Annotated in this window: 11 protein-coding genes and 1 pseudogene; 1 reads left to right on the top strand and 11 read right to left on the bottom strand. The window is 56.8% G+C overall.

Annotated features, from left to right (window positions below; all coding sequences use genetic code 11):
- Positions 1-173: 173 nt before the first annotated feature.
- The 3 genes from FHT29_RS25910 to FHT29_RS25900 all read right to left on the bottom strand — a co-directional run bounded on the left by FHT29_RS25910 (position 174) and on the right by FHT29_RS25900 (position 2,110).
- A complete protein-coding gene (locus FHT29_RS25910; RefSeq protein WP_168600358.1) occupies positions 174-347 on the bottom strand; it encodes a LysR family transcriptional regulator in 174 nt (57 codons plus the stop codon).
- Positions 348-428: 81 nt separating this feature from the next.
- Positions 429-674 carry a 30S ribosomal protein S21 gene (rpsU, locus tag FHT29_RS25905; RefSeq protein WP_037191410.1) on the bottom strand — a complete coding sequence of 82 codons (246 nt, stop codon included), beginning with the start codon at positions 672-674 and terminating at the stop codon, positions 429-431.
- Positions 675-817: 143 nt separating this feature from the next.
- Positions 818-2,110 (bottom strand): cation:proton antiporter, encoded by a 1,293-nt coding sequence (locus tag FHT29_RS25900; RefSeq protein ID WP_168600357.1) that lies wholly within the window; start codon positions 2,108-2,110, stop codon positions 818-820.
- 806 nt (positions 2,111-2,916) lie between these two features.
- Here FHT29_RS25900 and FHT29_RS34685 point away from each other — a divergent pair.
- A pseudogene (locus FHT29_RS34685) lies at positions 2,917-3,044 on the top strand (alpha/beta hydrolase); the annotation flags it as partial.
- 234 nt (positions 3,045-3,278) lie between these two features.
- Here the strand turns inward: FHT29_RS34685 and FHT29_RS25895 are convergent.
- From FHT29_RS25895 to FHT29_RS25860, 8 genes are all read right to left on the bottom strand, one after another.
- Positions 3,279-4,433, bottom strand: coding sequence for an FAD-binding oxidoreductase (locus FHT29_RS25895; RefSeq protein WP_348644890.1), 1,155 nt, complete (start codon positions 4,431-4,433; stop codon positions 3,279-3,281).
- Between the two features lie 294 nt (positions 4,434-4,727).
- Positions 4,728-5,609, bottom strand: coding sequence for a hypothetical protein (locus FHT29_RS25890; RefSeq protein WP_168600355.1), 882 nt, complete (start codon positions 5,607-5,609; stop codon positions 4,728-4,730).
- A 158-nt stretch (positions 5,610-5,767) separates the two neighbouring features.
- Entirely contained in the window at positions 5,768-6,370 is a 603-nt protein-coding gene (locus FHT29_RS25885) for a general stress protein (RefSeq protein WP_168600354.1), read from the bottom strand.
- Positions 6,371-6,410: 40 nt separating this feature from the next.
- Positions 6,411-6,728, bottom strand: coding sequence for a PepSY domain-containing protein (locus tag FHT29_RS25880; protein WP_037191400.1), 318 nt, complete (start codon positions 6,726-6,728; stop codon positions 6,411-6,413).
- Between the two features lie 520 nt (positions 6,729-7,248).
- Positions 7,249-7,695: a PRC-barrel domain-containing protein gene (locus tag FHT29_RS25875; protein WP_037191397.1), complete on the bottom strand. Its 447-nt coding sequence runs from the start codon at positions 7,693-7,695 to the stop codon at positions 7,249-7,251.
- A gap of 278 nt (positions 7,696-7,973) precedes the next feature.
- On the bottom strand, positions 7,974-8,342 hold the full coding sequence (locus FHT29_RS25870) for a response regulator (RefSeq protein ID WP_168600370.1): 369 nt from the start codon (positions 8,340-8,342) through the stop codon (positions 7,974-7,976).
- A 298-nt stretch (positions 8,343-8,640) separates the two neighbouring features.
- On the bottom strand, positions 8,641-10,677 hold the full coding sequence (gene tkt / locus FHT29_RS25865; RefSeq protein ID WP_168600353.1) for a transketolase: 2,037 nt from the start codon (positions 10,675-10,677) through the stop codon (positions 8,641-8,643).
- Positions 10,678-11,021: 344 nt separating this feature from the next.
- Entirely contained in the window at positions 11,022-11,219 is a 198-nt protein-coding gene (locus FHT29_RS25860; protein ID WP_168595935.1) for a hypothetical protein, read from the bottom strand.
- Positions 11,220-11,459 lie beyond the last annotated feature (240 nt).

Here is an 11,459-nt window from a genome sequence, read left to right as displayed (position 1 = left end):
CATCAAGCCAGAATTCTCCTGCCATGAGCCAATCTCCTTCAAATATCCAGATTGAATCATACAGTTCAAGCAAAATCAAATGCATGATTGGGTTTGGAACCTAGCACGCGGCACAGTGATTTGTCGGCAAGGTGGCGCGCTGCTTTCCAAAACAAGGGCGATGCAATACCCTTTCAGCTGCGCATCGAAGTGACGGCTGCGAGCCTCTCCGACACGTCGTCCAGTGCCTGGCGCAATGTCTCAATCAACCGATGTATAGCCCGGCTGAGGGCCGATTGGGATATGCCGAGCCTGATGGCCGCCCGAGTGAAGCTTAAATCGCTTGCACGGGATCTCAACGGGGTCATCGTGCAGAGCCGGTTCACACTTTTGGCTCCGCGGAAGCAGGTTTCCGCCAGGCTGCGCTTTCGGCGGAGAGTAGGTTATATCTATTTGGAGCGGGGAGCCGGCTTGGGCTTTTTAGCTGTGCTTATGCCTAGCTCGCGGTTCAGTTTCTTTTGTGCGAGCTTGCGCGCACGCCGTATTCCCTCAGCCGTTTCGCGGGCGCGCTTTTGGGAAGGCTTTTCATAATACTCGCGCAGCCGCATTTCCCGGAAAACACCCTCCTGCTGTAATTTCTTCTTCAGAAAGCGCAGCGCCTGATCGACGTTGTTGTCTCTAACAAGGACTTGCAAGCTTTTCTCCTGATATAACCGTGCTCATTGTTCGGGGAGAGTCCTTACGCCCAGAGCAGAGGGCTTGGCAATACTGCTTTGGGTGCAGCCATCAAGATGGAGGCATACGTGAATCAGTCGTTGATTGAGCGAACATTTTCGCTCTAGGCGTCTGCCTGGTTTTCGGTCTGTTGGCTGTCCATCGTGGTTGGGCGCAAGCTGTCGGTGCCTCGTTCACGATCGATCCACCGCATTACCGGCGTGACTGCCACGCCGTGGACGATCACCGAAAAAAGGATGATTAGAAAAACCGTCGCCCAGATGACCTCGATCCCGTTGAACGAAGCTCTTCCGGAGGCGTAAGCCAAATAGTAAATCGACCCTAATCCTCTGATTCCGAAAATGGAAACGATGAGCTTCTCGGCACGAGGCTGTTGGCCGCCGATCAGGCTGATCCAGCCAGCCGCCGGTCTGACTATCGCAAGCGTCAGCACGGCCACAGCGACGACACGCCAGTCGACATGCGATATCAGCGATCCCTCCGCAAGCGCGGAGCCGAAGCCGACAAGTACGACCATCATCAGGAGTCGTTCGATCTGCTCGCCAAAATCATGGAGTTCTCCATGAAAGCTGCTCTGCCTTTCGACACTGCGCAGCGTCAGTGCTGTCACAAACACCGCGACAAAACCGTAACCATGGATCAGTTCGGTCGCGCCGTATGAAAGGCATGTGAAACCCAATGCAGCAAGTCCGTCGCCGGTTTTAGCTATGCGACTGGACCTTGGAACCTTAAATGTCAGATATCCGAGTATGCGGCCGGTGACCCAGCCCAAAGCGATACCTGCCGTCAGTCTCCAGACGACATCGAAGGCGAACCAATGAGCGATCCATCCATGATCATTGCTTCCTTGTGAGGTCACCGCGATAGCGGCCATGACGAAGGGGAAGCTGAGTCCGTCGTTGAGGCCGGCTTCCGAGGTTAGCGCGAATCTGATGTCGTCCTCCTCGCCGGTCTGCGGTGGTCCGACCTGGATATCACCCGCCAGTACGGGATCGGTAGGTGCGAGTGCCGCACCGAGCAGGAGCGCGGAGGCGGCTCCCAGCCCGAGAACACCCCAGCCGAGGAGGGCAATCATCCCGATCGAGATGGGCATGGCAATCCCGAGCAATCGCCAGGTCATCGCCCATCGCCGCCATCCCAGCGGCCGGTCAATCTTCAAGCCAGCGCCCATCAATGCTACGATCACGACGAATTCTGTTAGATGTCCCGTGAGTTCGCGACTGTCGAGCGGGTTTATCCGTGGAAGTGGGGCGAGTGGCGTCCACGTCAGAAGCATGCCGATCACCACACAGCAGATCGGCAGCGATAAGGGCATATGACGCAGAGCCAGCGGTAGCCACGCAGTCAGCAGCACGATCGCTCCAAAGATGAACAGCGTGACCATATATGTGTTCATCCAGGCTACGTCTCCCGCACCTATTTGATAGCCAACCCTGCCGGTGCCCGCTGCGACGGCTCAGTAAAGCGCTCCCGCGTTGCAGGATTCTCCTCGCGGGCGACATGATTGGTGGCGTGGCTTGTAGTGATGAACGTTGTCGCTCCTGCATCGTTCCGCTCGATAACTCTGTTTCCGATGCACGAACTCGCAAGGCAATAGAGGACCAGCGGGTTCCCCACGCTCAGACGCCGTCTTTTCCTGTGGATCTGCTCTTTGATATCGGTCTGACGATAGGACTATGGGCGAATATTTCCTTGTACTCGGAGCGCGGATTCGGTCGCTCGAATTTCACATCACGAGTGGAACTTTTATTGCAGCTAAGGACTTTCCCTCTGGAGGAGTGTTGCAATGAGCAAAAATACCGACAACCCCCGCCCCGGCTTGAGAACGACGCCGGTTGATCGGCCGGCGTGGTCTCCTTGGATCGCCATTCTTGCGGCTGTTCTGGTCGCGGCTCTGGCCTGGAGCTTTTGGTCTATCATGGGTCCATCGGACTCTCGCGTTCCGCCTGCCCAGACGACGATCCAGCCATCAGCGGCTAATTCACCCCCACCGGCAACAACACCAACTCAGTAAAGGCGATAGGGCGAAGCTCCGACGGTAAAGCATTCCATCCTGCGTTCAGCGGCGAAGCTGACCCGACTCAAACTATAGAATGGAAGCAACGCCGCAACATCTGGGGCGCTCTCGGGCTGCTACTCGCAATGCTGTATTCCAGTGTTTTGCACTTGCTCCAACTTCGCACCGGAGACCGAGGAGAATGCATGTTCTGCGGCTTCCAATTGGAAATGATCGACGTCGGACCTGAGGAGCTTTGCGTCCGCCATGGGGCTCCGGCCCGCCACTTCTTCTGCTGCACGGTCATCCCCGCACCCATATGACATGGGGCAGGTCGCAGATCTGGCATAGTTCCAAACGAGGCCATCACTTGCATCTGATCGCCCTGCAGAAATGATGGTGTGTCAACGCGCCTAAAAATACTTCGCCGAAATCAATATCGAAATTTAGTCGGATAATGAACCAAAGCCTGATGAAAGCGTCGTCGTCCAAGGCGCCACCGCTCAATGCCGGCGTTCCGGAGGTTCGTCCTTTTCTCTCCGTGTGGTAGCTCTCAGTCACAGTGAGATTAATGGATGGGGAACAGATCCCAATCGGCGTCACGATGCCCCAGGATTTCGGAAGAGATGAGATCCGCCGCAATCTTGCTGAACGTTATGCCGTTGCCACCGAAACCCATCGTCACGAAAACGTTCTTCATTCCCGGGAGGTTGCCGATCATTGGTAACCCGTTTGGCGTTACGCCGAACGCGGCCGACCACGTAAAGTCGGGCTTGCCGATCGATATGCCGGTCAGATCGCCCAGCTTCTCAATAAGAATTCTTGCCTTCTTCGCGACTTTTGACGAATCCTTATAGGCGCCGTCGCCATCTTCGTCTTCGCCGCCGACTATGACCCGACCATCCGGCGTTGTGCGGAAATAGAGATACGGATCCGAGCCCTCCCAGATGAGATAATGATCAAGCCATTCCGGTCGCTTCAGCCGCGGCCGGCTGGCAAGTGCCCAGGTCGAGATCAGCTTCTGGCTCTTGTTCGCAATCGATTCCAGAAATTCGTAACCCGTGCAGAACACGACATGCTTTGCCGTGATCATTTTTCCTTCGGACGTCGAGACGACGACCTCCTCATCGGTATTACGCACGTCCTTGATTTCGATGCCTGCAGCGATTTCGATACCATGGACCTTCGCGTTTCGAAGGAATGCTGCAGTAAGCTGTGCCGGATCGGCTGACGCTGAAATAGCGCTGTCGATCGCTGCGTGCCGATGAAGTCCATATCGTTCTCGAAGAGTAAAGGAATCGAGTAGTTCCGCTTTGATCCCAGCCTTCGCTCTGACATCGACCTCCATCTGAAGTGCTCGAGCGCCATACTCCTCACCCGACAGGAAGAGTGTGTGCTTCCGCTCAAAGGCACATTTCAATTCGAGGTCCCGGACAAGGCTGATGAGTTCCTCAACCGCACGCGCCGAGCGCTGCCAGACACGCTGGGCCTTCTTCTCGCCAACCATCTTCGCCAGCACATGCAGGGGTACATCGATCTCATGTTGTATCATCGCCGTGCTGGCTATGGTGCTGCCACGTACAGGCTGTCTGCGATCGACGACAAGGATTCTCAATGCCTTTCCCGCCAGCGCATGCGCCATGAGCGCACCGCTGATGCCCGCTCCAACGATGATGACATCGAACGATGTGGAAGATGGCCTCTTCCTCGACACCACCGAAATTCTCGGAGAAGCTGTCCACAGAGGTTGGTCGTGGCGCAGGTGCTGCTTATGGGTAAGGGGCACGGGATTGTCCAATGGAGAGGCCTAAACGAGAGGATGCGATGCAATCTGCCATCGCCTGGCGGTCGATCAACGGTGGTAATCGACCATCGTTCGATCTCGGATCTAATGAGCTCGACGGCGATCAACCGTTGCGGCCGGGGGATCGTCCTTCGAGAGCCATGACATCCAGCGAAAAGTTCGAGCCGAAGTCGCTCGGGCGTAGGGTCGCCTGCCTTACAGGCGACCCTACTTTCAAAGTGCTTTCATATCATCGCGTTCGCGACCACCGATGACTGCAGCGACGGCGGCAATGAATGCACCGATCAGCAGCGACAATGTCCCGAAAAGGGCGAGCTTGGCACCAGCCTTGCGAGCACCCTCTGCAGCCTGCTGAGCCTTTGCCTTGGCGTCGGCAACATTCTTCAGAATCGTGTCGACCCGCGTTTTAGCGTCGGCGTCGGACAGGCCGGTCTTCGCAGCGACAAGCTGTGTCAGATACGTCTGGTCATCCGGGGAAATGCTGCCGGAAACCGCGCCATTGGCGAGGATTGTGGCGACCTGCGCTGCTGAGGTGTCGGTGACGTTTGCATTTGCCGGAAGCTTCCGCGGGTCGGCCGGCCGCAGCAGGCTGTCGACGAAGTAGGAGCTTCCTCCCACGCTGTCGCCGGCTTTGGAAACTGCCACGGTGGCCGCGCCAGATGTCACTGTGGAAGCGGCCTGGACCCCGGCGCCGACGATCGATGAAAGGGCTGAACCGAGGACGCCAACGACGACCAGCGTCGCCAATGCCCAGGTGAGTAGTCCGTGGGCGGTGTCCCGGAAATAGACCTCGTCCGTATGGACCGATACCCATTTCGTGCGAAGGCGGCCGGTTAGGTAGCCGCCAATACCAGCCGAAAGCCACTGGACGATGATGAGCCAGATAGCCGCTGAGATTGAAACGGTGGCGACCGCAGCGCTTTGCGAGGACCATGGCGACACCATAGTCAGGCCTAGCCCGGATCCTAGCAGTGTCAGGATCAGCGTCACACCGACAGCGGCGAGTGCTCCTGCGATGATCGGGGCCCAATTCACGCCGGAGGCGGAGGATTCAGGTGCAACAGTGCGCGCAGCATTTGCGTCGATTGTCGTCATGATGCGCTCCTATCGTACAAAGAGCATGATGAGGATGATAATCGGGATCGGAATGCCCAGGAACCAGAGAAGAATGCCGCGACCCATGAGAGCCTCCTGTGTTTAAGATAGATCGGTGAGAAAGGAGAGCCCTGACCTTGAGGCCAGAGCTCATTTCATCAGACGCCTGGCTGGCGATAGCGGGCCCGCTCTTCCTCGATGGCCGCCGGTTCGTACGGATCAAGGCTATCGTCGAACTTGGTCCAGCCTTGCTTGGTATAGGCGTTGCGACGCTCAACCGGATCGACCCAGTTCGACTGCTTGAGAATTGTCTGCGCATTGAGCGCGACTGCATCCTCGACCTTCGCGGTGACGAGCGTCCCGCCGCGACGGACGCCTTCGGCATAGACATGCGCGTCGGCTTCCGGAACGCCGGAATCAGTCAGGGCACCGATCAGGCCACCTGCAGCACCGCCGGCGACTGCGCCAGCGACGGCACCAACCGCGGTCGCCGCAAGCCAGCCGGCCGCGACAACGGGGCCCACGCCCGGAATTGCGATCATGCCCAGGCCCGTCAGTAGACCGCCCGCGCCACCAACGATAGCGCCAAGCCCCGCACCCGTACCGGCGCCATTGGCCGCACCCGAATGATCCTTGTCATGATCGTGAGCATTGTTCGAAACGATGCTTATCTGTTCTGAAGGCACACCAGATCTCTCAAGCGCGTTGACTGCGGTTTCGGCATCCTCGTAGTCGTCAAAAAGTCCGGAAACTGTTTTCATTTTAGTTCTCCTGAAATCGATAGATTCGGATGTGCGGCAATCACATCGCGACGATGTTGCCCTGGTAGTCGAGAGTGACCGACACGGACTTGCCGTCTTTGGTTGCTGTTGACTGCCACAGACCCTTGTCATCAAGCTTGAGCGCCGTGACGCCGCTATACCCCGCCTTCTCTATGCGTTCCTTGGCCTGTGCCTCGGTGAAGCTATTGTGGCCTGCGACGGGCGCCGTCGGGTTCTTGGTGTTGGGGGTAGCGACGGCCGGGGTGTTGGCATCTGTCGACGGGGTCGCGGATGTCTGGGCGACAGCCGTCAGCGCTGACGCTCCAAGGAGCGCCGCGGCGAAAATCATCGTTTTCATTGTGTTTCCTCATATTGCCGGATCTTCTTCACGAGACCCGTAAGTCTACAACCATGTGCGCAGCAATTGGTTCCGGCCGGACTAGACGATTGGGTGAGGGGTTGCCTTTTATTGATGCCCGACTGCAAGCCGTGCCGGCGACGACTAAGTTTAGAACTACCTTGCGGTTCACGGGTTTTGCTGGCGAGACCACAGGCCAACCGACATGAAAGAAAGGTATGGTGAGCATGGCGATTTTTCGGTTTTCCCACCATGGTTAGCGAAACAGCACGCGGGCGTACTGCCTTTCCGTCCGCGATTTCCCCATCACCGCAAGAATGCTTTCAAGGCCTCCATCAGGGCCTTGGAAATTTATGCGGGGAGGGCGTCCGCCATCGATCTACCGTTCTCCATGTCATGCGCGCGTGGAATAACCGCATAGGAAAAGAGGCGGTGATGCGGAGCCAACGTTTTTGGAGCCGGCTCTTCTTCAGCGCAGCAGGTCAGAAGGAAAAGGGCCAGCGCGAAGCTGGCCCCAGCATTATTTCCTCAATTTGGAATAGTCGAGCTTCGGGGCCATCGAGAGATCCTGTTTCGAGGTGTCGACATAAGCCTTCCAGGTTCCGTTGTCCGGCGCCAGCGCGATCGACGATGGATCGAGAACCACGTAGGTTTCACCGATGCCGAGGAAGCCGCCGACACTTGCAACAACGCCAATCACCGACTTGCCCCCACCGATGACTACGTCGGATATTTTACCAATGGTTTCGTTCTGCTTGTTGTATATGCCGATGCCGACCAGTTTCGACGTGACCAGATCATCGTCCTGGATGTTGACGTATTTTAAGGGGCCGCTCGCCGTCTTGCCCATTGTGATGCCGGGGCCAGCCATGGCGGCGTCTGCGCCGGTTGCGGCAGTCGTCTGAGCGAAGGCTGCGCCACTCATAAGTGTGAGCGCCAAGCCGGCAAGGATCGAACGAATTTTCATGAGATACTCCTGTAAAGTACGGCAGACGAAGGTGCATGCCATTACCGGGAGTTAACCCTTGCGAGCGAAAAACGTTCCCTAGTTCATTGATTTATATTGTTTTTCCTCTTTGTACGACGACAGCCGTCGGTTGGGCTTTTATTCCGTGTGCGATCAAAGGGATGGAGTCTTATGGATAACTGGGGCATACAATCCTGAGGAGCATTTATCCTTCCGACCTTATAGGCAAGCAACAAAAGCTCAGCACAAACGTGGATGATGATCAGTGTCGACCTCGCTCAGGCCGCCACCATTTCGCGTATTGCGCTGATAATTCTCTCGGGGTTGTAGGGCTTGCTGAAAAACCGCCCATCGATCGGGAGGTTCTCTTCCAGAATGGACCGGTGGCCGGATGTCACGATGATCTTGATGGGCGGCCAGCGATCTCGAACAGCGGCTGCAAGTTTCAGACCGTCCATGCTGCCGGGCATATCGATGTCGGTGAACAGGGCTTGTATTTCAGTATGTTGTTCGAGGACGACAATGGCTTCGTCGGCATTTGCAGCCTCAAAGACCAGAAACCCGCCCTCCTCCAGAGCACTTACAATGTCTATCCTCGTTAGTGGTTCGTCCTCGACCACGAGAACGGCAATACGGGCATGGGTCATTGAAATATCAATTCTCTTGGGCCACCGCTCTTTTGAAAGTGGTGACAGCAGGTGTGAATTGGCGCGGTTCAAGGTCAGCATCAGTGGATATGTAACGCGGCTCACCTCGAAATTGATCCGTGCCTTTCAATGTATATCGAAAGTAAGTGCAGAGTGACCATGAAAGCGCCTGTTCTGGGCATAAGCGTTCGCAACGCTATGTTTCCGATCAAGCGTTTGAATATCTGGATGTGGTCGTGCACCGCGAGATACTGGCAGCTATTGGGCATTTCGTGAGTGGCACGGGTGATTTCGGCGCTCAAGCCGTTCTCAAGACCGTTCGAGCGGCGCGGACCACGGCGTCGGTCGTGATATCGAACTTCTTGTAGACGTCGTCGATCTTGCCCGATGCGCCGAACTCGTGCATGCCGACAAAACGGCCGTCGAGTCCCAGATAGCGATCCCAGGAATCCTGCACGGCTGCTTCAACGGCAACACGTGCCCGGGTTTCGCCGAGAACCTTGCGTTTGTAATCATCATCCTGCTCTTCGAATATCAGGCGGCAGGGCATGGAAACGACCGCGGTCGGAATCCCTTCGCCCTGTAAGACAGCCCGCGCTTGCGTCGCGAGATGCAGTTCGGACCCGGTTGCCATGATCGTTAGGCGTCGCTCTCCGCCTTCGGCGTCGAGCAGAATATAGCCGCCCCTGGCCGAGAGATTTTCGCCACCGGCATCACGCCGAAGAAAAGGCATCGGCTGCCGGGATAAAGCGATCAGCGCCGCGCGTCTGGGTGCGTCGAGGATCGCTTCCCAGCATTCGGCAGTCTCGATAGGATCGCCCGGTCGATAGACGGCAAGCCGGGGAATGGCGCGCAGCGCACTCAGATGTTCGATCGGCTGGTGTGTTGGACCATCTTCGCCAAGACCTATGGAATCGTGCGTCATCACGAAGATGGTGCGAATTTCCATCATAGCGGCAAGGCGAATGGACGGTCGGCAATAGTCGGAAAACGTCAGGAATGTTCCGCCGTACGGAATGAGGCCGCCATGTAACGCAATGCCATTCATTGCGGCTGCCATGCCATGTTCGCGGACGCCGTAGTGAACATAGGAGCCGGCATAGTGACTGGGTGTGATTTCGACCTGATTTTTCGCCTTTGTATTGTTGGACGGCGTCAGATCCGCCGAACCACCGAGCATTTCGGGAATGGCATCGAACAGATGATTGAGCACGATGCCGCTTGCCTGCCGCGTCGCCAAGTCCTTCTCGCTGGCAAGCAGCTCGACCTTGGCCGATGCGATTGCCTGACGCCAGTGGGAAGGGAGTTCTCCTTTCATGCGCCGTTCGAAATTTTCCCGAAGCGATTCCGGCATCTCCTTCACACGATCGGCCCAGGCCATCCGTGCCTGTCGGCCCCTCGCGCCGATCTGGCGCCAGCTGTCGAGCAGCGGTTGCGGGATTTCAAATGGAGGGGCGGACCAAGCGAGGATCCGGCGGGCGCCGGCGATTTCCTCTTCTCCCGGCGCGTCGCTATGCGCCTTTTGCGTGCCGGCCTTTGTCGGAAAACCAAAGCCGATGATGGTTCGGCAAGAAATCATCGATGGCCTGTCGGTAATTTTCCGGGCCTCGATGATGGCGCCGCGAATAGCGTCTGTGTCGTGTCCGTCGATTTCCTGCACGTGCCAGTTCGAGGCACGGAAACGGTCGGCTTGATTATCGGATTCGGCAAGGCTGGTGGCGCCGTCGATGGATATGGAATTGTTGTCGAAAAAGGCGATCAGTCTTCCGAGCTTCAGATGACCAGCGAGCGAAATCGCTTCGTGGCTGACGCCTTCCATCGTGCATCCGTCACCGAGGAAAACATAGGTGAAATGATCGACGAGATCGTCGCCAAAGGCGGAATTCATGATCCGTTCGGCCAAAGCAAAGCCAACCGAATTCGCCAGCCCCTGTCCCAAAGGCCCCGTGGTCGTCTCGATCCCGGGCGCGTGGTGATATTCCGGATGTCCGGGCGTCCTGCTATCGATCTGACGGAACCGATGGATCTCTTCGATCGTCATGTCCTTGTAACCCGTCAGGTACAAAAGACTGTAGAGCAGCATCGAGCCATGGCCATTCGAGATCACGAAACGATCGCGGTCGAACCAATATGGATCGTCGGCATCGAACTTCACGAAGTCTGAAAACAGCACGGCTGTGATGTCCGCCATGCCCATCGGCATTCCCGGATGGCCGCTTTTTGCCTTTTCGACAGCATCCATGGACAGAAAACGGATGCAATTGGCGAGCTCGCGCAGATGCTGATCTTTGGGAGCCGGTACGGCCTTGTCGGCCGCTTGAGATTGGTTTTGCATTTATTCCTCCAAGGACTTGTTGCCGTGTCATCTGACGCGCAGATGGTGGTCCTGCGTAAACCGGGAACTGTTTTGGCTGGCGCCACGCCTGATTTCAGCAAGGAACCCAGAACGCCACTGGATGGCTTTGGGTTCCTGTTTCGTGCTTCACCGGTTTTGGCGGCGCGAGCGCCTAGGCATCCTTACCCGCTTGCCTATGCCCCGGACGCCGCGGTCCTTGCCAAAAGGACGGAAATATCGCTGTTTGTGGGGTCTCAAGCATCCTTGTGGGCATCCCATTCCGGCAGGTAAGTCGCCTTCAACCAATGGCGGAGATCTTCCCCATACGGCCGTCGCCGCTCCTGCTAAATTTGATAGGCGCGCTGTCTGAGGTAATTCTCTTTCTGCGCCGCCATGTCGATCCTTGCCTCAGCAGAGAGAGAATAGCGCGTCACGCGTTCATTCAAGGATGCCGCACCTGATCGTGATCGCCAAGTCGTCCAAATTCTGAAAACCCGGCAGAGAACAGTCATGCTTTCGATATCAGTATCGGCGCGTCCCATAAGATCTCCGGCACCGTCTCGGTCGGGGTTAACCTGGGGTCGAATTTCTCACTGACCGGATCGCCGGCGTCGCATCGCGCACCCATAAAATGGACCTATGCGACGAAAAAAGACAATTTCTACTAATCGTTATAGTATTTTTCGATCTACAATCCCTACTCCTGCCGCCTTAATAGTTCCATCTACGAGGCCGCCCGAGTGTACTTTAATTGCGGGTGAAGAAGACCTGTCTTCGGCTTT

Origin of the sequence: Rhizobium sp. SG741, from assembly GCF_012275435.1 — a bacterium.
Taxonomy (GTDB): Bacteria; Pseudomonadota; Alphaproteobacteria; order Rhizobiales; family Rhizobiaceae; genus Rhizobium; species Rhizobium lusitanum.
Note: the sequence above shows the minus strand (reverse complement) of the source record. Positions and strands in the feature narration are given on the sequence as shown.

Coding starts and splice junctions, on each gene's coding strand:
- FHT29_RS25875 (WP_037191397.1), bottom strand. CDS start 7,695: ATGAAAATTCGTTCGATCCTTGCCGGCTTGGCGCTCACACTTATGAGT.
- FHT29_RS25890 (WP_168600355.1), bottom strand. CDS start 5,609: ATGACGACAATCGACGCAAATGCTGCGCGCACTGTTGCACCTGAATCC.
- tkt (WP_168600353.1), bottom strand. CDS start 10,677: ATGCAAAACCAATCTCAAGCGGCCGACAAGGCCGTACCGGCTCCCAAA.
- FHT29_RS25860 (WP_168595935.1), bottom strand. CDS start 11,219: ATGGGACGCGCCGATACTGATATCGAAAGCATGACTGTTCTCTGCCGG.
- FHT29_RS25910 (WP_168600358.1), bottom strand. CDS start 347: ATGACCCCGTTGAGATCCCGTGCAAGCGATTTAAGCTTCACTCGGGCG.
- FHT29_RS25885 (WP_168600354.1), bottom strand. CDS start 6,370: ATGAAAACAGTTTCCGGACTTTTTGACGACTACGAGGATGCCGAAACC.
- FHT29_RS25870 (WP_168600370.1), bottom strand. CDS start 8,342: ATGACCCATGCCCGTATTGCCGTTCTCGTGGTCGAGGACGAACCACTA.
- FHT29_RS25900 (WP_168600357.1), bottom strand. CDS start 2,110: ATGAACACATATATGGTCACGCTGTTCATCTTTGGAGCGATCGTGCTG.
- FHT29_RS25880 (WP_037191400.1), bottom strand. CDS start 6,728: ATGAAAACGATGATTTTCGCCGCGGCGCTCCTTGGAGCGTCAGCGCTG.